A 24,931-nucleotide genomic window follows, 5' to 3' on the forward strand; every position below is an offset into this window, starting at 1 on the left:
GATCCTCAGGAAAGGTGCGGCGAAGGGAGGTGGTCGTTGAAACGGTCGAAGGCCATGCGCACCTCCTGGCGCAGCTCTTCGGGGTTCCACGGTTTGGTCAGGTAGCGGAACACTTCGCCACGGTTGATCGCGCCGGTCACGGAGTCGATGTCGGCGTAGCCTGATAGCACTATGCGCACGACGTCCGGGTAGAGCTTGCGTGCGCGCTGCAGGAACTCGACCCCGGTCATGCGCGGCATGCGCTGGTCGGCGATCAGCACGCCCACCGGGTTGCGCGCGAGCAGGGCAAAGGCCTCGTCCGGATCGGTCGTCGCCAGGATGCGGTAGCCGCTGCGGCGGAGCACGCGATGCAGGGCATTGAGGATTTCCTGCTCGTCGTCGAGCAGCAGCAGGGTGGGGCGGTGTTCTCCGTCGTCCGGGGCGGACTCTGACAGTGCGGCGGCATCGCAGAGGTATTGCGTAGCCTGCGCGGCAGGCAGGGGGCGGCTGACCAGATAGCCTTGGATCTCGTCGCACAGATGCTTGCGCAGGTAGTCGCGCTGGGCTTCTGTCTCCACGCCCTCGGCGATGGCGCGCAGCCCCAGGCTGTGCGCCATGGCGATGATCGCGAGCGAGAGCGAGGCATCACCCGGATCGTTCACCAGGTTCTGGATGAAGCTGCGGTCGATCTTCAAAGTGTTGAACGGCAGGCGGCGCAGATAGCTCAGGCTCGCGTGCCCGGTGCCGAAGTCGTCCAGTGCTAGTGAAACACCCAGCGCGCTGATCTGCTCGAGAATGGCACTTGCACGGTCGATATCGTCCATGACCGCCGACTCGGTGAGCTCGAGCTCGAGCCAACTGGCCGGCAGTGCGTGCCGCGCCAGCGCCGCGGCGACCGCATCGGCCAGCCCGGCTGTCCGGAGTTGGTGGGCGGAGACGTTGATCGCGACGCGGATCGGCGGCAATCCGGCGTCCATCCATTCGCGCGCCTGGCGGCAGGCTTCGTTCAACACCCATTCACCCATGGGCTGCACGAGGCCGAGGGTTTCGGCCAGGGGAATGAACTCGCCCGGCGGCACCAGCCCGCGCTCGGGGTGTTGCCAGCGCACCAGGGCCTCCACACCGCAGATGCTTCCATCGTGCAGATTCAGCTTCGGCTGGTAGTGGAGAACGAATTGTTCGCGCCGCAGCGCATGGTGGAGTTCGTTCTCCTGCGCGAGCAACTGGTGCGAGCGGCGGTCGGAGTCGGGGGAAAAGCAGCAGAACCCGTTGCCGCCGCTGCGCTTGATGCGGTGCATGGCGAGGTGCGCGTTGCGCATCAGGTCGTCCGGGGTCACGCCGTCGTGCGGGTGCACGGCTACCCCGATGCTGGCGGTGAGGAAATACTCGACCTGATTGACCCGGAAGGGCTTTGCGAGCGTGCGCAGTACGGCGTGGGTCGGACGGGTCGGGTCGTCACCCGGACGCAGTCCGTCCAGCACGATGGCGAACTCGTCATCACCCAGGCGCGCAACGGTATCGCCCTCGCGCACGCATTCGCGCAGGCGCTGACCGAACTCGATCAGCAGCTTGTTGCCGGCGAAGTTGCCGAGTTCGTCGTTGATGAGCTTGAAGCGGTCGATGTCGATCAACACCACGGCTGCATGCAGGTCCTGCCGGTCCGAGCGGGTCATGGTCTGCGAAAGCCGGTCGATGAGCAGCGAACGGTTGGCCAGCCCGGTCAGGCGGTCGTGCGTGGCGAGGTAGCTCAGCTGCTCGGACTGTTCGATCCGATCGGTGACGTCGGTCAGGATGCTGACGAAGTGACTGACCGTTCCCGTGTCGTCGTGGACCGGAGCGATGTTCAGGTCGGCCCAGAACAGCCCGCCATCCTTGCGCTGGAAGCGCAGCAGCACCGCGGCGGTCTGCCCCCGGCGCAAGGCGTCGCGCAGCTGGGTGAGGGCGGGCTGGTCGGGGTCGTGGGCGACCAGGAAACGGGCGTTGCGGCCGACAACCTCTGCCGTGCTGTAGCCGGTGATGCGGGTGAACGCGGGGTTGGTGAAGATGATCGGCCGGTCCCCGGCGGTCGAGTCGGAGATCATGATCGCGCTCGCCGACGACAGGACGGCAGTGCGATACATGCGGGCGAGCGTCTCACCGTCGGCACCCCCGTCGGGGTGCGCGATGGTGTTTCGCAAGGCCGTGTTACCTGTCATTACGCTAACCCTTGTGTTCTTGGGCCTGCGTGGCGGTCTTGCGCGAGCGCCTGGACACAGAGCCGGATCGTCCGGCAGATGCTAGGTCGTACGCCCGATCATTGCAGTGGTGGATTTCACGGATGGGGTGAGATCGTGCGGGAGCGGACAGCGGTGGCTCAGTGCAGCGTGGGCGGGCGAAACAGGGCGTCGACGTCGTCTGCGTCGAAACGGTAGGTGTGGTTCGAGAGGTCGTCATGGACCACCACTTCGCCATGTTCGTCGAGGATCGCTCGGACCTCGTCCTCGCCCAGCGCGCGCAGCATGGCCGTGACTTTGTCCGGGTCGGCAGGCCAGTCGTGCGTGACCGGGCGGGCGTCGAAGAGGCGAACGTTTTCTTCCGCGAACAGGCGGCGCAGGATCTCGGCGGCGTCCAGGCCGAGCAGTTCGTCGTCGCGTATGGTGTTTGCGAGCTGCTGAATACGGGACCAGCCGTCCAGATCCTTGAGGTCGGCGCCCGGCAGCTTCTGCACGAAAAGCGCGACTGCGGCGTTGGGGCTGCAGGCCAGCCACAGGCCTGCCGGCTGCTGTTCGGACTGGGCGAGGTAGTGCTCGAAGACTGCGCCGATGCTGTCGCCTTCCAGCGGGACCAGGCTTTGGTAGGGCTGATCCATCGCTTCGATGTCGAGCGAGAGTTGCAGACGGCCGTCGCCGACGAGCTCGGCCAGGGTGCCTTCGGCTGGGGCCGACTCCGCCTTGGCGTATCCGCGCAGGTTGAGCGTTTCGGCGCAATCGATCACGAGCAGGCGCACCGGTCCGTGGCCGCTGATCTGGAAGGTGAGTCGGCCAGGCTGCTTGAGGTTGCCGGCGATCACGGCGGAGACCGCACTCATCTCGCCGAGCAGGTGTGCGACCGCCGGGGGGTAGTCGCGCCCGGCTTGCATGGCCTGCCAGACGTCGGTCAGGCGCACCACGGCGCCGCGGATGTCGAGGTCTTCCAGCAGGAAGCGCTGGATGTAGCTCTTGGGAAGCGTTTCGCTCATCGATGAGGGTCCAGTGTGCGAGGCGGGGTTCAGCGTGCGCTCAGGCGTTCGAATGCTGCGGCATCGAGGCCGACGACCAACTCGCCGCTTGCAAATTCGACGACCGGTCGGCGGATCAGGCTGGGTTGTGCCTGCATGAGGGCGATTGCACCCTCGGGATTGGTGATGCGCTGCTGCTCGGGAGCGAGTTTGCGCCAAGTCGTGCCGCGTTTGTTGATCAGCACTTCCCAGCCGAGTTTGTCGCACCAGCGCGCGAGCGTGGCGGTGTCGATGCCGGCCTTCTTGTAGTCATGAAAATCGTAGGCGACACCGGCCCCTTCGAACCAGGCGAAAGTCTTCTTCATGGTGTCGCAGTTCTTGATGCCGTGGATGATCGGGTTCATGAAGGCGTCCTTTTGTTGGTCGATTCGCGCAGAAGCCGGGCTCCCACGCACAGGGGAGCGATTCTGCCGGCGATGGGCGCCAGGCTGCGGGAGCGGGCTTGCCCACGCACCGTTGCGCTCGATCGGTGCGTTCACTTCCCCCCGCGGGCCCGGGCGAAGGCCTCGGCCAGCGCGTTGCCGGCCGCGGGGCGGGAGGCTTCCTGCCGTGCGCCGCCCTTGCCCTGCGCGGGCGGACGGCGATTGTCGTTGCCGCGCGGGTGCTGCTCGCCACGCGGCTGCTGGCTGCCTTCCGCGCGCCGCGGCGCGCGTTCGTCGCGTCGGGCGCCGGATTCGCCGCGCTTTGGTGCGGCCTCGTCGCCCAGGCGCATGGTGAGCGCGATGCGGTGGCGCGGGATGTCCACCTCCAGCACCTTCACCTTCACCACCTGGCCGGCCTTGACCACGCTGTGCGGGTCCTTGACGAAGGTGTTCGACAGTGCGGAGATGTGCACCAGGCCGTCCTGATGCACGCCGATGTCGACGAAGGCGCCGAAGTTGGTCACGTTGGTGACCACGCCTTCGAGCAGCATGCCGGGCTCCAGATCCTTGAGCGTCTCCACGCCCTCGCGGAAGCTCGCGGTGCGGAACTCGGGGCGCGGGTCGCGGCCGGGTTTCTCCAGCTCGGCGAGGATGTCCTGCACCGTGGGCAGGCCGAAGCGCTCGTCGGTGAACTCCCCGGGCCGCAGGCTCTTGAGGAAGCTGCCGTTGCCCATCAGCTCGCGCACGCTCTTCTGCACCTTGGCGAGGATGCGCTCGACCACCGGGTAGGCCTCCGGGTGGACTGAGGAAGCGTCGAGCGGGTTGTCGCCGCTGGGGATGCGCAGGAAGCCGGCGGCCTGCTCGAAGGTCTTGGGGCCGAGGCGGGGCACGTCCTTGAGCGCGCTGCGGCTGCGGAACGGACCTTTGGTGTTGCGGTACTCGACGATGTTGCCGGCGAGCGTGGCGTTGAGCCCCGAGATGCGCGCGAGCAGCGGCGCCGAAGCGGTGTTCACGTCCACCCCGACCGCGTTCACGCAGTCTTCCACGACCGCATCCAGACTCTTCGCCAGGCGGCCCTGGTTGACGTCGTGCTGGTACTGGCCGACACCGATCGACTTGGGGTCGATCTTGACCAGCTCCGCCAGTGGATCCTGCAGGCGGCGGGCGATCGACACCGCGCCTCGCAGGCTCACGTCCACGTCCGGGAACTCCTTCGCCGCCAGCTCGGACGCCGAGTACACCGAGGCGCCGGCCTCCGACACCATGACCTTGGTGAGCTTGAGCTCGGGGTAGCGCTGCATCAGCTCCGCCGCCAGGGCGTCGGTCTCGCGCGAGGCGGTGCCGTTGCCGATGGCGAGCAGTTCGACCGCATGCTTCTTGGCCAGCGCGGCGATGGTGGCGATCGAGGATTCGCGGTCGCGGCGTGGCTCGAAGGGATACACGGTCGCGGTGTCGACCAGCTTGCCGGTGGCATCCACCACCGCGACCTTCACACCGGTGCGGATGCCCGGGTCGAGGCCGAGGGTGGCGCGCGTGCCAGCGGGCGCGGCGAGCAGCAGGTCCTTCAGGTTGCGCGCGAAGACGCGGATCGCCTCTTCCTCCGCGCGTTCGCGCAGCTCGCTCATCAGCTCGAGCTCGAGGTGGATGGAGATCTTCACGCTCCACGCCCAGCGCGCGGTTTCGGCAAGCCAGCGGTCGGCCGGGCGGCCCTGGTTGCGGATGCCGAAGCGTACCGCGATGCGGCCTTCGCAGGGGTGAGGTGCCTCGGGGTCCGGGCGGTCCACATCCAGCGCGAGGCGCAGCACGCCCTCGTTGCGGCCGCGCAGTAGTGCCAGCGCGCGGTGCGAGGGCATGGTGGCGATCGGCTCGGCAAAGTCGAACCAGTCGCGGAACTTGGCGCCTTCGTTCTCCTTGCCCTCGATCACGCTCGAGCGGACTTGGCCGTGCTCGTGCAGATAGCTGCGCAGTTCGCCGAGCAGGGTGGCGTCCTCGGCGAAGTGTTCCATGAGGATCTGACGTGCGCCGTCGAGCACTGCCTTGGTGTCGGCGAAGCCCGCGTCGGCATTGAGGTACTTCTCCGCCTCGTGCTCGGGTGTCAGCGTCGGGTCGGTGAGCAGGGCCTCGGCCAGTGGGCCGATCCCCGCTTCGCGTGCGATCTGTGCCTTGGTGCGGCGCTTGGGCTTGTAGGGCAGGTAGAGGTCTTCGAGGCGCTGCTTGGTGTCGGCGTGCTCGACCTCTGCGCGCAGTTCGGCGGTGAGCTTGCCCTGTTCCTCGATCGAGGCCAGCACTGTGGCGCGGCGGTCCTCGAGTTCGCGCAGGTAGCCGAGGCGTTCCTCCAGCGTGCGCAATTGGGTGTCGTCCAGGCCGCCGGTGACTTCCTTACGGTAGCGGGCGATGAAGGGTACGGTTGCGCCATCGTCGATGAGCTGGACGGCGGCGATGACCTGGCGCGGCGAGACGCCGAGCTCGTCGGCGATGCGGTGTTCGATCGGGGGGAGCATGGGGCGGAGGCGGTGAAGCGCAAAAGGGAAGGGCGGGATAGTGCAACAGGCTACCGGCCAGGATCAACCCGCCGGCAGCACGATGCCTGGTCCGAAGCCCGGCTGCAGGGTGGAAAAATCACCACCGGAGCGGGCTTGCCCGCGAAAACGGAGGCCGGCGGACCTTTTTCGGAGTCACGCCCTCACAGGCGGGTGCGCCTGCAGGGCAGCCTCAGAGCGCGACCAGGGTCTGCCGGCCCCACCAGGTCCCGCCTGCCGCCAAGCGTATCGGCTCGCGCGCAGCGGCAGCCTCGATGCACAGCATGCGACGGAAACCGTCGTTGGGCAGGTCGGCGAGGGCCGCGCTGCGCTCGACCCAGGGGTTCCATACCACCACGTCGGGGAAACCGTCGGCGTTGATGCCCAGGCTGCGATCGTATTCACGCAGCAGCACCGGGCGGGTGACGTCTTGATAGACGCGGTCGGTCTCGGCCTCGATCAGCACCGCGTCGCCGGAGTCGCGTCGGACGCGGTTGGCGTCGGTCTTGTCGCGGTAGGAGAAGCCGTGCAGACCTTCGATGCGCGACTCCTCGACCTCGCGCACGGCAAGATAGGTATGCAGCGCCGCGGTGAATTCGAAAGGCTGATCACTGGTGTTGCCGATCTCGAGCTCGAGATCCAGCCGGCTGTCCTCGATCAGGATCGAGAGCTCCGCACGAAAGGCATGCGGCCACTGCGCGCGCGTGTCGGCATCATCGGCGAGCTGCAGCCCGATGAGGGCGAAGTCCTCCCCGCAGCGCTCGGTGACGAGCGTCCACGCCCGGTTGCGTGCGAAGCCGTGGGCGGGCAGGGCGCCAAGGTCGGCGAACTGCGGAAAACAGACCGGAATGCCGCCCCGGATCGCGCTGTGCCCGTCGAACAAGGCTCGCGGGCTCAGGTACAGACGCTCTTCCCCGCCGGGCGGCGTCCAGGACAGCACCTGCGCACCCTGCAACGCCACCACCGCGCGTGCGCCCGCGGCGGTCGACAAGCGCAGCGCAGGCTGGCCGTGAAACTCGATGCGCTCGATCGTTGCAGCCATCGCTCAGTCCTGCAGCGCCAGCACGCCCAGCTTGACCGAGCTGTCTTCCGGGTCGCTGCTGAGCACGAAGCCGAGCTTCTGCACGAATTTCAGCATGCGCTCGTTGTTGGCGAGGAAGACCCCGTTCATGTACTGGATGCCGCGGTTGCGCGCGGTCTCGATCAGCACGCCCATCAGCTTGCGGGCGAGGCCGCGGTGCTGCCAGTCATCGGCCACCACGACCGCAAACTCGCAGGATTCGCCGTCCGGATTGACCGCGTAGCGGCACACGCCGATCTCCTTTTCCATGCCGTCGACCGTGAGCGTGGCGACGAAGGCCATCTCGCGGTCGTAGTCGATCTGGGTCAGGCGCGCGACCATGGCGGGCGGCAGCTCGCGCATGGTGTTCATGAAGCGGTAGTACTTGGTCTCGGCCGACAGCGTACGCACGAAGTCGACCTCGAGCTCGGCGTCTTCGGGCTTGATCGGGCGGATCGTCACCGTGGTGCCGTCCGGCACCGTCCAGGTGCTGATCAGGTGCGACGGGTAAGGGTGGATCGCCATGTGGTCGTAGCGGTCCGCGGTGGGCGAGACGTTCTCCACCGTGATGCTGCCATCGACCGCGACCACGCCGTTCTCGTCCACGATCAGCGGGTTGATCTCCATCTCGGTGATCCACGGCAGTTCGCACACCATCTCCGAGATGCGCAGCAGCACCAGTTCCAGTGCGCCCATGTCCACCGCGGGCATGTTGCGGTATTCGCCCAGGCGGGTCGCGATACGCGTGGAGCGGATCATGTCCTTGACGAGGAAGCTGTTGAGCGGGGGCAGTGCCACGGCGATGTCGCGGTTCTCGTCCGCGAGGTTGCCGCCCTCGCCGAAGCTGATCGCGGGGCCGAACACCGGGTCGCGCTTGACCGCCACCACCAGCTCGCGCCCGTTGCGCTTCTGGATCATCGGCTCGATCGCGATGCCGTTGATCACTGCGTCCGGCTGCACGCGCTTGACCTCGTCGATGATCTCCTGATAGGTCGAACGCACCGCGGCCAGGCTGCGGATGTTCAGCCGCACGCCACCCACGTCGGACTTGTGCACGATGCTCGGCGAGTCGATTTTCATCACCACCGGAAGGCCGATTTCGGCCGAGAGCACCATGGCTTCGGCGGCCGAGCGTGCGACCACGGTCTGTGCGATCGGGATGCGGAAGGCGGCGAGCAGGGCCTTCGACTCCATCTCGTTGAGCTTCTTGCGCCGTTCGGACAGCGCCATCTCGATGACCAGACGCGCGCTCTCGATGGAGGGCGAGGGCAGGTGCGAGAGTGAAGACGGCGTCTGCATCAGCAGCTTCTGGTTCTGGTAGTAGGCCGAGATGTGGCTGAACAGCTCGACCGCCGGCTCCGGCGTGCGGAAGTGCGGAATGCCGCCGGCGCTGAACTTCTGCCGCGCTTCGGTGACGAGTTCCTCGCCCATCCAGCAGGTCACGACCGGCTTGTCCGCCGTCTTCTCGAGTTCGATGACGACATCGGCCACCCCTGCCGGATTGCTCATCGCCTGCGGCGTCAGCATCACCAGCACGCCGTCAACGTTGGGGCCTTCGAGTACGGCCTTGAGCGCCTTGCGATAGCGCTCTGGGTCGGCGTCGCCGAGGATGTCCACCGGGTTGCCATGCGACCAGCCCGTGGGCAGGGCGGCGTTGAGTTTCTCGACGGTGCCTTCGGACAGGTTGGCGAGCGGGATGCCGATGTCGGCAGCGCGGTCGGCCGCCATGACGCCCGGCCCGCCACCGTTGGTGATGATGGCGAGGCGGTTGCCGCGCGGGCGGAAGTGCGAGAACAGCGCGTTTGCCGCGGCGAAGAGCTGGCCCATGTTGTACAGGCGTATGACGCCGGCGCGGCGCAGCGCGGCGTCGAACACCGCGTCGTCCCCCATGGGTGCGCCGCTGTGCGACAGGATTGCGCGCGAGGCGTCGGGATGACGGCCGGCCTTGATCAGCAGCACGGGCTTGACGCGCGCCGCGCCGCGCAGGGCGCTCATGAAGCGGCGTGCGTCGCGGATACCCTCGACGTAGAGGAAGATGCTCTCGGTGCGCGGGTCCGAGATCATGTACTCGAGCACTTCGCCGAAGTCGATGTCCGACGAAGAGCCGAGCGACACGACCGAGGAGAAGCCCACATTGTTCGGCTTGGCCCAGTCGAGGATGGCCGCGCACAGCGCGCCCGATTGCGAGATCAGGCCGATGCTGCCCTTGAGCGCGCTGGCATGGGCGAAGGTGGCGTTGACGCCCAGCTGCGGACGCATGATCCCCAGACAGTTGGGGCCGAGCAGGCGGATGCGATGGCGGTGCGCGGCTTCGATGACCTGGCGCTCCATCAGCGCGCCGCGCGGCCCGGCCTCGGAAAAGCCCGAGGACAGGATGATCGCGGCCTTTACGCCGGCGCGTCCGCACGCGTCCATGATCGCGGGTGCCTTCTCGGCGCGCACGGCAATCACCACCAGGTCGAGGCGTTGCGGCACGTCCTCGACGGATTTGTAGCAGACTACCCCGTGCACCTTCTCGTGCTTGGGGTTGATGGCGAACAGCTTGCCCTTGTAGCCGGCCTCGAGCATGTTGCGCATCAGGACATTGCCCAAAGACGCCTCACGTTCGCTCGCGCCGATGATGCCGACCGAGCGCGGTTCCAGCAGCGGAGTCAGATAGTGCTTGTCTTTCATGATGGGAGCCTGGTCATGGTGTGCAGGGTTGGATATGCGATTTGCAACATGTCTGTCATCTCATCCGGCGGAGAAGGCGCGGGGGGACTGGACGCGATCTGATTATACTGCAGTGCACAATCGCGGGACGGCCACCTGTCGCTTTTTGTGCACTTTACGACAGTACGTGCGAATTCGCAGGCCGTAGAAGCACGCACGCGGAAGCACATGGAGGCTGTCCCGTGCCGCGCCAACCGGGTTGCTGCGGCGCTAGAATGGCCTCGGCCTTCAACCCGAACCGAGCGAATCCATGCACCCGGCGCCTTCTCCGATTTCGAGCCACGACGCGCATCTCCCGACCGGTGAGCCATCGCCATGGGTCGTCCGCTTCACGCCCTTGCTGCCCCCCGGAGGGCGGGTGCTGGACCTGGCCTGCGGATCGGGCCGCCACACGCGCTGGTGTGCCGCGAACCGCCTGAAGGTGGTGGCGGTGGACCGGGATGTCGAGGCACTGTCGCACCTGCAGGGACTCGAGGGCGTGGAAACCCGGGTTCTGGACCTGGAGGCCAAGGCCTGGCCGCTGGATGGGGAGTCGTTCGATGTCGTGCTGGTGAGCAACTACCTCTTCCGGCCGCATTTTGAGGCGCTCCTCGCATCGGTGCGCCCGGGCGGCGTTTTGCTGTACGAGACCTTCATGCGTGGCAATGAGCGCTTCGGCAAGCCCTCCAATCCGGATTTCCTGCTGCGACCGGGAGAGCTGCTGCAGCGCGTGGATGAGGCATGGACCGTGGTCGCCTTCGAACAGGGAGAGGTTGCCCGTCCACGGCCCGCCGTGGTGCAGCGTCTGTGCGCGGTGCACGCAGGTGGTGGCGGAGAGGGATACAGGCTGCCCGCGCTGCCGTGAGTCTGCGCAGTTGCCGTGCTCCCGGCGCGCAGTTTCAGCCTGCGTCCGGAGAGGTGGGCGGTGCGGCGTGCTGCGCCAGGATGCGTTGTGCGATTTCGCGGATGCCTCCATCACCGAGATCGGCACTCTGCACCCGCAGGGCGTCGGCGTAGCCGGCGTAGTTTGTGTGCTGCGAGCGGTTGTAGAGCGGGTCGTAGTGCAGGTCGATGAGTTCGCCGAAGAGTTCGGGCAGCGCGTGGGTTGCGGCGAGCGCCTTCCAGCGCTCCAGGGTTTCGCGGCTCTGGTGTTCGCGCAGCCGGTGCAGTTTGTCCTGCAGCGCGGCGACATCGTCACCGAGGTAGGCGTAGTCACGGACCAGGAACGCGAGCCTCGCCTCGCGCGTGGCGTCGACCAGGATGCACGGTGCGCGGCGCATGGCCAGGATCAGCGGCTCGGGCACGAAGACAAGGCCGATCTTGCGGCTCTCGGCTTCCACGAACACCGGCTGTGCCGGGTCGAGCCGGCGCATCCTGTCCCACAGCAAGGTTTCGAAGCGCTTTTGCGCAGGCTGCGGGCGGTCGGGCAGGGCGCCGAGCACCGAGCCCTTGTGCGCGGCCAGGTCTTCGAGGTCAAGCACCTGTGCGCCTTCGGCGGCGAGCGCCTCGAGGATGCGCGTCTTGGCGCTGCCGGTGGGGCCGCTGACGATGCGCAGGTCGAGCTGCGGGGTGATGCGCTCGATCTCGGCGATGACGTGGTGGCGGAAGGACTTGTAGCCGCCCTCGAGCTGGCATGCATCCCAGCCCACCATGCGCAGCCAGGTGGTGAATGAGCCGCTGCGCTGGCCGCCGCGCCAGCAGTAGATCAACGGGCGCCAGTTCTTCGGCTTGTGCTGGAGTTTCTCCAGCATGTGGCGCGAGATGTTTGCCGCCACCAGCGCGCCGCCAAGGCGGCGCGCGTCGAAGGCCGACTGCTGCTTGTACATCGTGCCCACCACGATGCGCTGCGCGTCATCGAGCACGGGCAGGTTGATTGCGCCGGGAATGTGATCCTCTGCGAACTCCGCAGGCGTGCGCGCATCGATGATCTCGTCAAACCCGGACAGCTGTGCTACGTTCGCCACGCCTTTCTGCATGATGCTCACGCGGCTGCGGGCGCCTTGCGCGCAGTCAGCCGCTTTCTCCTTTTCAGAACATGAATCAGATCAAACTGACCGAATTCTCCCATGGCGGCGGCTGTGGCTGCAAAATCGCGCCCGCCGTGCTCTCCGAACTGCTCGCCAGCATGCCGGCCGGGCTGGTGCCGCCCGAGCTGCTCGTGGGCACCGATACCGCCGACGACGCCGCGGTGTACAAGCTCAACGAGCGCCAGGCCATCGTCGCTACCACCGACTTCTTCACCCCCATCGTCGATGATCCGCGCGATTTCGGCCGCATCGCCGCCACCAACGCGCTTTCCGACGTCTACGCGATGGGCGCGACCCCCATCCTCGCGCTCGCGATCGTCGGCATGCCGCTGGACAAGCTGCCGGCGGAGGTGATCGGCGAGATCCTGAGGGGGGGCGCGGACGTGTGCCGCGACGCGGGCATCCCGCTCGCGGGCGGGCACTCGATCGATGTGCTGGAGCCGATCTACGGGCTCGTGGCGCTGGGTGTTGTCGACCCCGAGCGGGTGCGTACCAATGCGGGGGCGAAGCCGGGCGACGTGCTGATCCTCTCCAAGCCGCTTGGCATCGGCATCCTGTCCGGTGGCCTGAAGAAGGGCATGCTGTCCGCTGAGGGCTACGCGCAGATGGTGCGCTGGACGACGACGCTGAACCGCGCCGGCGGCAAGCTCGCGGACATCGATGGCGTGCATGCGGTGACCGACGTCACCGGCTTCGGACTGGCCGGTCATTTGCTCGAGATGTGCCGCGGCGCTTCCCTGACGGGCGTGGTGCGATTCGATGCGCTGCCAGTGATCGACGAGGCGCGTGCGCTGGTCATGGCGGGCGTGGCCACCGGCGCGTCGACGCGCAACTGGGCGAGCTACGGCACGGGGGTCGAACTGGCCGCGGATGCGCCGGAATGGCAGCGCAAGCTGATCACCGACCCGCAGACCTCGGGCGGACTGCTGATCGCGTGCGCGCCCGGGGCGGTCGAGGCGGTGCAGGCCGCAATCGTGGAAGCGCAGGGCGAGCCGGGGGTGGTGATCGGCGAGATGCAGGCGGGCGTGGCGCGGGTAGTGGTCCGCTGAAGGTAGCCGCGCGGCCGATGTGCCTTGGAGGCCTCCCGCGCGGCAACTTCAGCGGGCTTTCGCGTGGGGGCTAGAGAGCATCGGCTGCAATCCTGCCCAGACGGTGTCCAGGATCAGCGTCTGCGCCTCGGCCGTGGGGTGGATGCCGTCGGCCAGGAACAGCTCCGGGCGGTCGGCGAAGCCGTCCATCAGGAAGGGAACGAAGGGTACGTCCTCTTTTTTGGCCAGGTTCTGGTAGACGGCAGCAAAGCGGCGGGTATAGAAGGGGCCGTAGTTGGGGGGCATCTGCATGCCGACGAGCAGCACACGGGCGCCGGCCTCGCGTGCCTCGGTGATCATCGCGCGCAGGTTGTCCTCCAGCACTTGCGGCTGGAGGCCGCGCAGTCCGTCGTTGGCGCCGAGTTCGAGGATCAGGATGTCGGGGGCGTGCTCGGCAAGTGCGGCGGGCAGGCGCGAGCGGCCGCCGGAGGAGGTCTCGCCCGAGACGCTGCCGTTGGCGACCTGATGATTGAAACCTTTCTCGGCCAGGCGCGTCTGCAACAGGGCTGGCCACTCCTGGCCCCTTTCCAGTCCGTAGCCGGCCGACAGGCTGTCGCCCCACACGAGGATGGTCGCCGCCTGAACGGTGGCGGCGAAGAAGAACATGAACACGAAGGTAGCGATGAATCGCAGCGGCATTGAGCACTCCAGTCCGGTCATCGAGGTCGATGGCCTGAGCAAACAGGTGAGGCTGGCCGATGGCCAGGGCGACCTGCATATTCTGCAGGACATCCGGTTTGCGGTGTCCGCGGGCGAGTCGGTCGCCATCGTGGGCGCCTCCGGTTCGGGTAAGTCGACGCTGCTGGGATTGCTCGCCGGGCTGGATGTTCCCGCCCGCGGCACGGTGCGCTTGCAGGGGCAGGACCTGTTCGCGCTCGACGAGGATGCGCGCGCCGCGTTGCGCGGCGAGGCGATCGGCTTCGTGTTTCAGTCCTTTCAGCTACTGCCGGCGCTGACCGCGCTGGAGAACGTGATGCTGCCGCTGGAGCTGGCCGGTGCGGATGCGGCACGCACGGTGGCCACGCAGTGGCTCGAGCGGGTGGGCCTGGGCAGCCGGCTTCGCCACTATCCGAAGCACCTTTCCGGTGGTGAGCAGCAGCGCGTCGCCCTGGCGCGCGCCTTTGCACCCAATCCGCGCGTGCTGCTGGCCGACGAACCCACCGGCAACCTCGATGCGGAGACCGGCAAGTCGATCATCGAACTCATGTTCAGCCTCAACCGCGAGGCGGGGACCACGCTGATCCTCGTCACCCACGACGAATCGCTCGCGCGCCGCTGCGGGCGCATGCTGCGCATGCAGGCCGGGCGCTTGATGGAGGAGGGGCACTGAGGCAGGGGGGCTGAGGCAGGGTGCGCGCTGAGGCGGATTGCGCTGCCCACGAAACGCCCGTCGCGCGCGAGCGTCAGCCGCCGAAAATGTCGAGGATGCCGTCGAGCCCGGTGTGATCCAGGCAGCAGTGCGCCACGTCACGCAGCACGGGTTTGGCGCGGAAGGCGACGCCGAAGCCCGCTGCACGCAGCATGGGGATGTCGTTGGCTCCGTCGCCCGCTGCGATCACCTGCTCGGGTTTGAGCCCGAGCTCGTCGCGTACGCGCTCCAGATGGGCCGCCTTGGCCTCGCCATCGATGATGTCGCCAACGACCTTGCCGGTGAGCTTGCCGTCGATGATCTCAAGCTCGTTGGCATAGGCGTGATCGAAGCCCAGCCGCGCCTTCAGGCGCTCGGTGAAGTAGGTGAATCCGCCCGAAACCAGTACGGTGCGGATGCCGGCGCGCTGCAAGCCCTGCAGCAGGCGCTCGGCGCCCGCGTTCAGCTGCAGACGGTGATCGAACACCTCGGCCAGCGCCGTCTCCGGCAGCCCGGCGAGCAGCGCCACGCGGCGGGTGAGTGATTCGCGGAAATCGATCTCGCCCTGCATTGCGGCCTCGGTGATCGTCGCAACCTCGTGCTTGAGACCCTGCATGTCGGCGATCTCGTCGATGCACTCGATGTTGATCAGGGTCGAGTCCATGTCGGTGACGAAGAGGCCGAAATCGCTTAGCTTGCGACCTTCGGGCAGCCACACGTGGTCCAGTCCGCCCTCGGCGCATGCGGCCACCAACCCCTCGTGGGGCTTTGCGCCCACGAGGCGGAAGGAGCGCGTGGTGATCTGCTCGACCTCGCGTGCCTCGGTGAGCTTGGCGATGTTCTTCAGCGCGGCGCTGTCGACGTCGCCGGCCAGCACGACCAGGTTCATGCGTGTCGCTCCGCGCGGGGCAGCACGTCGCGCAGTACGGCCGCGGCGTTGCGGATCATCTCTTCGGTGGTTTCCCAGCCCACGCAGGCGTCCGTGACCGAGCAACCGTACTTGAGCTGCGATAGATCAGCCGGGATGGGCTGGTTGCCCGCCTCGAGGTTGCTCTCGATCATCAGCCCGACCACGGATTGGTTGCCTTCGCGGATCTGGTGCATCACGTCTTTCATCACCAGCGGCTGGAACTCCGGTTTCTTCCACGAGTTGGCGTGCGAGCAGTCGACCACGATGTTCTTTGGCAGCTTGGCCTTGGCCAGCGCTTGCTCGGCGAGCGAGATCGACACGGTGTCGTAGTTGGGGCGGCCGCCACCGCCACGCAACACGGCGTGGCCGTACCGGTTGCCGCGGGTGCGGGTGATCGCCGACTGTCCCTTGCCGTTGATGCCGAGGAAACTGTGCGGGCTGCCCGCCGAGAGGATCGCGTTGATCGCCACCTCGAGGTCGCCGTCGGTGGCGTTCTTGAATCCGACCGGCGTCGACAGGCCCGAAGCCATCTCGCGGTGGGTCTGCGATTCCGAGGTTCGCGCGCCGATCGCGGTCCACGAGATCAGGTCGCCGTAATACTGCGGTGCGATCGGGTCGAGCGCCTCGGTGGCGGTGGGCAGGCCGATCTCGCACACGTCGAGCAGAAACCTTCGTGCGCGCTCCATGCCCACGTCGATGCGGAAGGAGTCGTCCATGAACGGATCGTTGATGAAGCCCTTCCAGCCGGTGGAGGTACGCGGCTTCTCGAAGTACACGCGCATCACCAGCAGCAGCACGTCCGAAACCTCGTCGGCCAGCTTCTTCAGCCGGCGCGCGTAGTCGAGGCCCGCCTCGGGATCATGGATCGAGCACGGGCCGACCACCACGAACACCCGCGGATCCTTGCGGTCGAGGATGTCCATGACCGCCCGCCGCCCGGCCACGACCGAAGCGGCCGCGGGCTCGGTGAGCGGCACGTGAGCCTTGATCTCGTCGGGCGAGGGCATGTGGTCGAACGCGAGGACGTTGAGGTTTTCGGTCTGGGTGAGCGGCATTGCTGAGGGCTCCGGATTGCGGCCTGGAAAGCCTGCAATTGTAGCGCCCGCGATGGGCGATGTCGTAGCGGATTTGACGCGGATTTGGCGGCGCCTCGACGCGCGCGCGAGGGTGTCCAGGTGGGTGGGCGCTGGCGGGCCGGATGCGAGGTATGTGCCTTTGGGATAAAGTTCAGCCCTCATTGGGGCGAGTGGCCGCCCTCCCGGGGCTGTGCCGGAGCGGAGCAGCCTGCCAGTCGATCATGAAGGGAATGCCGTGCATATCTGGGTAGACGCCGACGCCTGTCCCGCCGTCATCAAGGACATCCTGTTCAGGGCCGCCGAGCGCACCGGAGGTGCGCTCACTCTGGTCGCCAACCAGTACCTGCGCGTACCCGCCTTGCCCCAGGTCCGTATGATTCAGGTGCCCGGCGGCTTCGATGAGGCCGACAAGTACATCGCCGCCCACGTGCACGCTGGCGACCTGGTGATCACGTCCGACATCCCGCTCGCTGCCGACGTCGTCGCCCGCGATGCCCACGCCCTGTCGCCCAAGGGCGAGCTGTATGGCAAGGAGAACATCCGCGAACTGCTCGACCTGCGCAACTTCATGGACACCCTGCGCAGCACCGGGGTCGATACCGGTGGCCCCCCGCCGTTCAGCATGGCCGACCGGCAGAGCTTCGCGAACCGCCTCGATCGCCTGCTGCATGCATCGGCGCAGCGCAGGGGCTGAGCGCCCCACAGGATCGCCTCGCTTCGTTTCCGGAGAGATCTACCATGTCCCAACGCTGCGCCTGGTGTGGCACCGACCCCCTGTACGTCGCTTATCACGACGCCGAGTGGGGCATGCCCAATCACGATGACCGCCACCTGTTCGAGATGCTGGTGCTCGAAGGGGCGCAGGCGGGGTTGAGCTGGATCACGATCCTGAAGAAGCGGGCCCACTATCGCCGGGTTTTCGACGATTTTGACGCCGAATGCGTCGCACGATACACGGAAGAGGATGTGGCGCGGCTGCTTGCCGACCCGGGGATCGTGCGCAACCGGCTGAAGATCGAGGCGGCGATTGCCAATGCACGGGCAACGCTCGCGGCGCGTGAGCGTTTCGGTTCGCTCGATGCGCTTCTTTGGCGCTTCGTTGATGGCGTGCCACAGGATGGTGCGCGGGAGGCGCTCGCCGACGTGCCGGCCGAGACGGCCGAATCGAAAGCCATGAGCCGCGAGCTCAAGCGGATGGGCTTTCGCTTCGTCGGGCCGACCGTTTGCTACGCTTTCATGCAGGCGGTGGGCATGGTCAATGACCACGTGGTGGATTGTTTCCGCCATGATGAGATCCGGGCGCTGCATGCCGCAGGCGAATGGTGAGCCTGTGGCCGCGCGCTATACTCCGCGGCGGATTTCCTGCTCGCCATGACCGTAGAACAGAGCCTCTTCGCCTTCACGCTTGCCGCCCTCGTGCTGGCGGCGACGCCCGGCATCGACACCGCGCTGGTATTGCGCATGTCGATTTCTGCCGGTGCGCGGCGCGGACTGGGCGCAGCGCTCGGGATCGCGGCCGGCTGCCTGCTCTGGGGGGCGGTCGTGGCGACCGGGCTGGGGGCGCTGCTGGCGGCGTCGGACACGGTGTTCACCATCGTGAAGCTGCTCGGTGCCGCCTACCTCGTGTGGCAGGGCGTGCTGCTGCTGCGGAGCCGGGGCTTGCGAGCCGACGCGCCTGCGCTTGCGGCAAGTGGTGAGACCGTGGGCTCGGCCTTCGCCAAGGGTTTCCTGACCAATGCGCTCAATCCCAAGGTCGGCATCTTTTATCTGACCCTGCTGCCGCAGTTCGTGCCGGCAGGGGCAGGCATGGCTGGGTTCAGCTTCCTGCTCGCGGCGATCCATGTGGCGATGTCGGTGCTGTGGTTCGTGCTGCTGATTGCACTTGCACGGCGCTCGGTCCGCTTCCTGCAGAAGCCTGCCGTAGTTGCCGCGCTTGATCGGCTCGCCGGCGTCGTGTTCCTCGGCTTCGGGCTCAAGCTGGCGGTGTCTCAGCCAGGCTAGTGTTTCGTACCCCGTGCGCCAGGGCGCATGACGAAGTGCCTCAGGCCGAGAGTGTCCGATTTGCGCACTTGTTGGTGTGTAGCCCAAGGCATGGCCTCGGCGTTGAGCAAGCGCCCCACGCATCAAGGGAGGCAACTCGGCGTGCAGTGCTGCGGTCTTTCTACAGCCACTTCGCCTTGCGGAAGCGCCACCAGAGAAATGCGCTTGCGCTGGCGATGATGCCAAGGCCGAACAGGTAGCCGTATCTCCACTCAAGCTCGGGCATGTGGGCGAAGTTCATGCCCCAGATGCCGGCGAAGGCCGTGGCGACCGCGAAGATGCCGGCCCAGGCTGCGAGCCGCTTGCTGATCTCGGTCTGGTCGATCGTGACCATGGACAGGTTCACCTGGATTGCGGTGCCGATGGTCTCACGGATGCTTTCGAGCGAGGCGTTGATGCGGGCGAGGTGGTCGTACACGTCGCGGAAATAGTGCCGGCTCTTGGCGCAGACTTCGGGTACGCGCCCGCTGTGCAGCTTGCCGGCGGCTTCCAGCAGCGGCATCACCGCATGCTTGAGCATCGTGACCTTGCGCTTGAGCCGGTAAAGGCGCCGGATGTTGGAGCGGGCCGCGCCCTTGGTGAAGATCCGGTCCTCCAGTGTCTCGACCTCGGTCTCGAGCCTTTCGATGAGCGGGAAATAGCCGTCGACCACGGCGTCCATCAGCGCGTAAAGCACGTAGCCGGGGCCCTTGGCGAGCATCTTCGGCTCGCGCTCGCAGCGTGCCCGCACGCCGAGGAAGTCGCGCGCATGGTTGTTGCGCACCGAAAGGACGTAGTTGGCGCCGACGAAGACGTGCACCTCGCCGACCTCGAGCTTGCCTTCCTTCTCCTCGATCAGATGCATGACCGCGAATAGTTCGTCGTCGTACTCCTCGACCTTGGGGCGCTGGTGGCGGTGGTTTGCATCCTCGATGGCGAGCTCGTGCAGGCCGAACTCTTCCTTCATCCGCGCAAGCTCTTCCGGCGTGGCGTCCTTGAGCGCGACCCAGACAAAGGTGTCGCCCTGCTGGAGGGTTTCGCGGATGGCTTCGACCGGGATGTCGGCGAGCTTGTGGCCGCGCTGGTAGGCGGTACAGTTGATGAGCATCGAACGGGTGTGCGCGTGTGTCAGGCCGGGGCGGCGCACCCTGGTTGCGTGGCGCCCGTCAGTGGCGGGCAACTCTCCGGGAGAAAATGACCAGGGTGCTTGAGGTCCTGCAGGATCAGCATCTCGGCCTGGGAGGCCGTGACCGGGCGCGAGTACATGAAGCCTTGGACATGGCTTGTGCCGAGCGCGTGCAGGAGGGTTTCCTGCTCGACGCGCTCGACACCTTCGCAGATCACCTCGAGGTTGAGCTGCCGGGCGAGACTGAGGATGGTCTCGACGAAGCTGCGGTCGGTGGCGCGGGTGTCGATGTGCTCGATGAAGGAACGGTCGATCTTCAGCGCATCGATCGGCAGTCGGTGAAGGTAGGACAGCGAGGAATATCCGGTGCCGAAATCGTCGAGCAACAACTTCAAGCGCGAACGCTTGAGCGCAACGAAGAGTTCGATGGCACGCTCGGCGTCATCCATCATCGCGCTTTCGGTGATCTCCAGCTTCAGATGGCGCGGTGCGAGCCCGCTTTGGCGCAGACTCTGGCGGATGTCCTTGAGCAGGTCGGGATAGGCAATCTGGCGCGCGGCAAGGTTCACGCTGACGGTCAGCGCCGGGCGGCGAGGATGCGCGGTCTGCCAGCGCTTGAGGTCGGTACAGGCGCGCTCCAGGATCCAGCGCCCGATCGGTACGATGAGGCCGCTTTCCTCGGCCAGCGGGATGAAGCGGGCCGGCGCGATGAGGCCTCGTTCGGGGTGGTTCCAGCGTGCCAGGGCCTCGAAGCCCACCAGCCGCCGGTCTCTCACCCGTACGATGGGCTGGTAATACACCTCGATCTGGTTGCGCTCCAGGGCGCGTCGCAGATCGAGTTCGAGATCCAGCCGGTTGAACGCCTCTTCATGCAGCTTGCGATCGAAGATCACATGGGCGCCACCTCCTTGCGTCTTGGCGCGCTTGAGGGCCATGCCCGCGTCGCGCAGCATTGCATCGGCCTCCTCATACTCCGGTGCGGACAGGGTCATGCCCGCCGACAGGCTGGCGACGACCTCCTGCGCGTGGAGTTCGAAGGGCAGCGTGCACTGCGCTTGCAGGCGCTTGATCACGCGGATGGGCGAGGTCTCGTCGCGGATGTCCTCGAGCAGGACGCCGAACTCGTCGCCACCCAGCCGGGCCACCATGTCGGTGGGTCGAGTGGAGCGCCGCAGCAGGTTCGCGAGTTCGACCAGCAGCAGATCGCCGACGCGGTTGCCCAGGCTGTGATTGATGACGCTGAAGCGGTCGATGCCGCAATGGATGACGGCAAATCGGGAGTCGTTGTCCCGCCGGGCACGCTGGATGGCGTGCCCGATGCGATCGACGAAGAGCCCGCGGTTGGGAAGCCCTGTGAGGCCGTCGATCAACACCTCCGGCAGGCCGCCCGCATCGGTGCTCAGGCGCACGCCGGTTTCGTGCGCGGAGACATAGTAGAGACGGTGTTCGCGGTCGAGATTGACGCTCCAGGCGAGGCCGACGTAGTGGCCATCGGCGTGGCGGCAACGGCAGGAGAAACGCAGGGTGGTCTTCTTCTCGTCGAGTTGCGAGAGGCGGTCACGGACGCCGTTGCGGTCAGCGTCGTGGATGAGTGCGGCAAATGGGCGCCAGCGCAGGGCCGTCTGATCGATTCCGAGGACATCGTTCCAGGCCTCACTCATCATCTGAACGTTCCAGTCCTCGTCCAGGACCATCAGCAAGGTGCCGGGCAGGCGGAAGAAGGCGCTTTCTGTAGGGAAGGCTTGAGGTGGTTTGCGGTAGACCTTGATCATCGGGGGCGCACCGGTGCGCAACGAAACGGTAACGCCGCGATGTTAAGCGCTTCCCGCCGGGTCCGGCTAGCAAATGGTGTCAGAGAGCGTGGCTCTGGGAAGGGGGGGCGGGTCCGATGCGTGCCCTCATCCGCAGTGTCTGCCAGGCGCCAGACCGGCGCCTGCGCCCGGGCTATCCCGCCTTCACCGCATCCAGCAGGTCCTTCACCGCCTTCACCCGCTCCTTGAGGTTAGGCAGGCTGGCGCGACGCACCAGCTTTTCGGGGCCGGCCATCTTGGTGCTGCGGTCCTTCTGGATCAGGAAGATGACCTTGACCGGGTCGATCGGCGCGTCCTTGGCGAACTGCACGCTGATCTGCGCGTCCGAGGCGTCGAGCTTGTTCACCCCGTAGTCCTTCACCAGCATGCGCAGGCGGTGGGTTTCGATGAGTGCGGCGGTCTGCGGCGGCAGCTCGCCGAAGCGGTCGATGAGTTCCTCCTGCAGCGCACGCAGGTCTTCGTCCACCTCGCAGTTGGCCAGGCGCTTGTACAGCGTCAGGCGCTCCTGCACATCGGGGCAGTAGTCCGTGGGCAAGAGCGCCGGGGTGTGCAGGTTGATCTCGGACACCACCTCCAGCGGCTGCGACAGGTCGGGCTCCTTGCCGGCCTGCAGGTCCTTGACCGCGCGCTTGAGCATTTCGGTGTACAGGCTGAAGCCGACCTGCTGGATCTCACCCGACTGGTTCTCGCCCAGCACCTCGCCGGCGCCGCGGATCTCGAGGTCGTGCATCGCCAGGTAGAAGCCCGAGCCGAGGTCTTCCATCATCGCAATTGCTTCTAGCCTTTTCTGCGCCTGCGCGGTGGGCTTGGCGCCCGGCATGGTCAGCAGGTAGGCGTAAGCTTGGTGGTGGCTGCGGCCGACGCGGCCGCGCAGCTGGTGTAGCTGCGCCAGGCCGAAGCGGTCGGCGCGGTTGATGAGGATGGTGTTGGCGGTGGGAATGTTGATGCCGGTCTCGATGATGGTGGTGCACAGCAGCAGGTTGGCGCGCTGCTGGGTGAAGTCGCGCATCACGCGCTCGAGTTCGCGCTCGGGGAGCTGGCCGTGGCCGACGACGATGCGCGCCTCGGGCAGCAACTCCTCGAGGTCGTCCTTCATGTTGTCGATGGTGTCGACCTCGTTGTGCAGGAAGTACACCTGCCCGCCGCGCTTGAACTCGCGCAGCACCGCCTCGCGGATCACGCCGCGGGTCGACGGCTGCACGAAGGTCTTGATCGACAGGCGCTTCTGCGGCGGCGTGGCGATCACCGAGAACTCGCGCAGGCCCTCCATCGCCAGGCCCAGCGTGCGCGGGATCGGGGTGGCGGTGAGGGTCAGGATGTCGACCTCGGAGCGCAGCTGCTTCAAGGCCTCCTTCTGGCGCACGCCGAAGCGGTGCTCCTCGTCGATGATCACCAGTCCGAGGCGCTTGAAGAGGACGTCCTTCTGCAGCAGGCGGTGGGTCCCGATGATGATGTCGACCTTGCCTTCGGACAGTTGCTGCAGGGCTTCGGCCTGTTCCTTGGCGGACTTGAAGCGCGACAGCTCGGCGAGCTTGATCGGCCAGTCGGCGAAGCGGTCGGCGAAGGTCTGGTAGTGCTGCTCGGCGAGCAGCGTGGTCGGGCACAGCACCACCACCTGCTTGCCGTCGGCGACTGCGATGAAGGCGGCGCGCAACGCGACCTCGGTCTTGCCGAACCCGACGTCGCCGCACACCAGGCGGTCCATCGGGCGGCCGGACTTCATGTCGCTCACCACCGCGTCGATGGCCGACTGCTGGTCGGGTGTGGTCTCGAAGCCGAAGCCCTCGGCGAAGGCCTCCAGGTCGTGCTGCTTGAAGTCGAAGCGGTGGCCCGGGCGCGCGGCGCGCTGGGCGTAGAGCGCGAGCAGCTCGGCGGCGGTGTCGCGCACCTGCATCGCCGCCTTCTTCTTCGCCTTCTCCCACTGGCCCGAGCCGAGGCGGTGCAGGTCCACGGCCTCTGGGTCGGCGCCGGCGTAGCGGGTGATCACGTGCAGCTGCGACACCGGTACGTAGAGCTTGTCGCCGCCGTTGTACTCCAGGTGCAGGAACTCGGTGTCGCCCTCGCCCAGGTTCATGTGGATGAGGCCGAGGTAGCGGCCGATGCCGTGCGAGACGTGCACCACAGGGTCGCCGACCTTCAGCTCCGACAGGTCGCGCAGCCAGCCCTCCATGGTGGCGGCCTTGCGCGCGTCGCGGCGCACGCGGCTGCGCGCGGTGGCCGCGTAGAGCTCGGTCTCGGTCAGCACCGCGAGCTTGGCAGCCGGCAGCACGAAGCCGCGCGCGAGCGGCGCGACGCCGAGCGCGAGGCGGGCGTCGCCATCGAGGAAGGCGCCGAAATCGGTGCTGGCCTTGGGCTTGACGCCGTATTCGGCAAAGAACTCGGCCATGGTCTCGCGCCGGCCGGGCGAGTCCGATAGCAGCAGCACGCGGCCGTCGAAGCCGTCGAGGAAGGTCTTCAACCTGTGCAGCGGGTCGGTGGCCTTGCGCTCGACCGCGACCGCGGGCGGGGGCAGGGCGAGCGCATCGGGGGTTTCGGCGCTCGCCTCGGCACCGATGCTCAGGCGCGAAAGGTTCTTCAGCGCGACGAAGAACGCCTCGTCGGTGAGGAAGAGCTGCTCGGGCGCCAGCACGGGGCGGGTACGGTCGCCCTTCAGCAGGTCGTGGCGCGAGCGTGTGTCCTTCCAGAACTCGGCGATCGCCGCCGGTACGTCGCGGTGCAGCAGCACCGGTGTCTCGGCGGGCAGGTAGTCGAGCAGGGTCGCAGTCTCGTCGAAGAACAGCGGCAGGTAATACTCGATGCCGGCGGGCGCGATGCCGTTGGAGACGTCCTTGTAGATCGAGGCGCGCGTCGGGTCGCCCTCGAAGGTCTCGCGGAAGCGGCTGCGAAAGCGCGTGCGGCCCTTGTCGTCGAGCGGGAACTCGCGCGCCGGCAGCAGGCGGATCTCCTTGGTCGGGTAGACCGTGCGCTGGGTGTCGGGGTCGAAGGTCTTGATGCTCTCGACCTCGTCATCGAAGAGGTCGATGCGGAAGGGCAAGGGCGAGCCCATCGGGAAGAGGTCCACCAGCCCGCCGCGCACCGAGAACTCGCCCGGGCTCACCACCTGCGTCACGTGTGCATAGCCGGCGAGCGCCATCTGTGCCTTGAACTGCTCCACATCCAGCCGCTCGCCCTGCTTGAGGAAGAAGGTGTAGGCGGCCAGATAGTTCGGCGGCGCCATGCGGTAGAGCGCGGTTGAGGCCGGCACCAGCACGAGGTCGGTCTCGCCGCGGCTGATCGCGTAGAGCGTCGACAGGCGCTCGGAGATCAGGTCCTGGTGAGGGGAGAAGTTGTCATAGGGCAGGGTCTCCCAGTCGGGCAGCACGTGCGCGCGCAGGCCAGGGGCGACCCAGGCGATCTCGTCCTGCAGGCGCTGGGCGTCGAGCGGGTTGGCGGTGATCACTACCAACATGCGGCCGCGGCTGGCGAGCTGGGCGATCGCGAGCGCGTCGGCGGAGCCTGCGAGCGGAGCAAGGTCCAGGCGGGCGCCCGGCTTGGGCAGCTTGTCGGTGGCGAGGCGTGACAGGAGAGAGTCGAGGGTGTTGGGCATGAGGGCTGCGTCTAAAGCACGGCACGACGCCCGCGTAGGGCGCGGGGGTCGTGCGATCGGAATGCGCAATTAT

Annotated in this window: 19 protein-coding genes; 6 read left to right on the forward strand and 13 right to left on the reverse strand. The window is 67.0% G+C overall.

What is annotated here, in order from left to right; translation table 11 throughout:
- Positions 1-5: 5 nt before the first annotated feature.
- The 6 genes from ACPT9U_RS02715 to ACPT9U_RS02740 all read right to left on the reverse strand — a co-directional run bounded on the left by ACPT9U_RS02715 (position 6) and on the right by ACPT9U_RS02740 (position 9,849).
- Complete coding sequence (locus ACPT9U_RS02715; protein WP_435749800.1) at positions 6-2,156, reverse strand: EAL domain-containing protein; 2,151 nt, start codon at positions 2,154-2,156, stop codon at positions 6-8.
- Positions 2,157-2,332: 176 nt separating this feature from the next.
- Positions 2,333-3,196, reverse strand: a complete 864-nt coding sequence (locus ACPT9U_RS02720) for an Hsp33 family molecular chaperone HslO (protein WP_418362642.1) — start codon at positions 3,194-3,196, stop codon at positions 2,333-2,335.
- Between the two features lie 29 nt (positions 3,197-3,225).
- Complete coding sequence (locus tag ACPT9U_RS02725; protein ID WP_418362643.1) at positions 3,226-3,579, reverse strand: arsenate reductase; 354 nt, start codon at positions 3,577-3,579, stop codon at positions 3,226-3,228.
- A 131-nt stretch (positions 3,580-3,710) separates the two neighbouring features.
- The gene (locus ACPT9U_RS02730; protein ID WP_435749801.1) at positions 3,711-6,098 is read right to left on the reverse strand and encodes a Tex family protein; all 2,388 of its coding nucleotides are present in this window, start codon (positions 6,096-6,098) and stop codon (positions 3,711-3,713) included.
- 211 nt (positions 6,099-6,309) lie between these two features.
- Positions 6,310-7,158, reverse strand: a complete 849-nt coding sequence (locus ACPT9U_RS02735; RefSeq protein ID WP_418362645.1) for a D-hexose-6-phosphate mutarotase — start codon at positions 7,156-7,158, stop codon at positions 6,310-6,312.
- A 3-nt stretch (positions 7,159-7,161) separates the two neighbouring features.
- Positions 7,162-9,849: a bifunctional acetate--CoA ligase family protein/GNAT family N-acetyltransferase gene (locus tag ACPT9U_RS02740; RefSeq protein WP_435749802.1), complete on the reverse strand. Its 2,688-nt coding sequence runs from the start codon at positions 9,847-9,849 to the stop codon at positions 7,162-7,164.
- A gap of 289 nt (positions 9,850-10,138) precedes the next feature.
- Between ACPT9U_RS02740 and ACPT9U_RS02745 the strand changes: the two genes are divergently transcribed.
- Positions 10,139-10,732, forward strand: a complete 594-nt coding sequence (locus ACPT9U_RS02745; protein WP_435749803.1) for a class I SAM-dependent methyltransferase — start codon at positions 10,139-10,141, stop codon at positions 10,730-10,732.
- A 34-nt stretch (positions 10,733-10,766) separates the two neighbouring features.
- Here the strand turns inward: ACPT9U_RS02745 and mnmH are convergent, their stop codons facing one another.
- A complete protein-coding gene (mnmH, locus tag ACPT9U_RS02750) occupies positions 10,767-11,843 on the reverse strand; it encodes a tRNA 2-selenouridine(34) synthase MnmH (protein ID WP_435749909.1) in 1,077 nt (358 codons plus the stop codon).
- 59 nt (positions 11,844-11,902) lie between these two features.
- On the opposite strand from mnmH, the gene selD reads away from it, so the two are divergent.
- A complete protein-coding gene (gene selD / locus ACPT9U_RS02755) occupies positions 11,903-12,943 on the forward strand; it encodes a selenide, water dikinase SelD (RefSeq protein ID WP_418362648.1) in 1,041 nt (346 codons plus the stop codon).
- 48 nt (positions 12,944-12,991) lie between these two features.
- Here selD and ACPT9U_RS02760 read toward each other — a convergent pair whose 3' ends face one another.
- On the reverse strand, positions 12,992-13,621 hold the full coding sequence (locus tag ACPT9U_RS02760) for an arylesterase (RefSeq protein WP_435749804.1): 630 nt from the start codon (positions 13,619-13,621) through the stop codon (positions 12,992-12,994).
- Here ACPT9U_RS02760 and ACPT9U_RS02765 point away from each other — a divergent pair.
- Complete coding sequence (locus ACPT9U_RS02765; RefSeq protein WP_418363339.1) at positions 13,605-14,312, forward strand: ABC transporter ATP-binding protein; 708 nt, start codon at positions 13,605-13,607, stop codon at positions 14,310-14,312. The two genes, ACPT9U_RS02760 and ACPT9U_RS02765, sit on opposite strands and share 17 nt — an antisense overlap.
- Before the next feature lie 73 nt (positions 14,313-14,385).
- On the opposite strand, the gene serB is transcribed toward ACPT9U_RS02765, so the two are convergent.
- On the reverse strand, positions 14,386-15,219 hold the full coding sequence (gene serB / locus ACPT9U_RS02770; protein WP_418362650.1) for a phosphoserine phosphatase SerB: 834 nt from the start codon (positions 15,217-15,219) through the stop codon (positions 14,386-14,388).
- Complete coding sequence (locus ACPT9U_RS02775; RefSeq protein ID WP_435749805.1) at positions 15,216-16,295, reverse strand: 3-deoxy-7-phosphoheptulonate synthase; 1,080 nt, start codon at positions 16,293-16,295, stop codon at positions 15,216-15,218. The genes serB and ACPT9U_RS02775 overlap by 4 nt, the downstream gene beginning before the upstream one ends.
- Positions 16,296-16,551: 256 nt before the next feature.
- Here ACPT9U_RS02775 and ACPT9U_RS02780 point away from each other — a divergent pair, with 256 nt between their 5' ends.
- From ACPT9U_RS02780 to ACPT9U_RS02790, 3 genes are read left to right on the forward strand one after another with little or no spacing between them, the layout of a single operon-like run.
- On the forward strand, positions 16,552-17,010 hold the full coding sequence (locus ACPT9U_RS02780; protein ID WP_435749806.1) for a YaiI/YqxD family protein: 459 nt from the start codon (positions 16,552-16,554) through the stop codon (positions 17,008-17,010).
- Positions 17,011-17,054: 44 nt separating this feature from the next.
- Entirely contained in the window at positions 17,055-17,642 is a 588-nt protein-coding gene (locus tag ACPT9U_RS02785) for a DNA-3-methyladenine glycosylase I (protein ID WP_435749807.1), read from the forward strand.
- Positions 17,643-17,687: 45 nt separating this feature from the next.
- Positions 17,688-18,317 carry a LysE family translocator gene (locus tag ACPT9U_RS02790; RefSeq protein WP_418362654.1) on the forward strand — a complete coding sequence of 210 codons (630 nt, stop codon included), beginning with the start codon at positions 17,688-17,690 and terminating at the stop codon, positions 18,315-18,317.
- Between the two features lie 160 nt (positions 18,318-18,477).
- Here the strand turns inward: ACPT9U_RS02790 and corA are convergent, their stop codons facing one another.
- From corA to mfd, 3 genes are all read right to left on the reverse strand, one after another.
- Complete coding sequence (corA, locus tag ACPT9U_RS02795; RefSeq protein ID WP_418362655.1) at positions 18,478-19,443, reverse strand: magnesium/cobalt transporter CorA; 966 nt, start codon at positions 19,441-19,443, stop codon at positions 18,478-18,480.
- 20 nt (positions 19,444-19,463) lie between these two features.
- Complete coding sequence (locus ACPT9U_RS02800) at positions 19,464-21,233, reverse strand: putative bifunctional diguanylate cyclase/phosphodiesterase (RefSeq protein WP_435749808.1); 1,770 nt, start codon at positions 21,231-21,233, stop codon at positions 19,464-19,466.
- 172 nt (positions 21,234-21,405) lie between these two features.
- Entirely contained in the window at positions 21,406-24,858 is a 3,453-nt protein-coding gene (gene mfd / locus ACPT9U_RS02805; RefSeq protein WP_435749809.1) for a transcription-repair coupling factor, read from the reverse strand.
- Positions 24,859-24,931: the final 73 nt, after the last annotated feature.

Source organism: Thauera sp. AutoDN2 (genome assembly GCF_051280715.1).
Taxonomy (GTDB): domain Bacteria; phylum Pseudomonadota; class Gammaproteobacteria; order Burkholderiales; family Rhodocyclaceae; genus Thauera.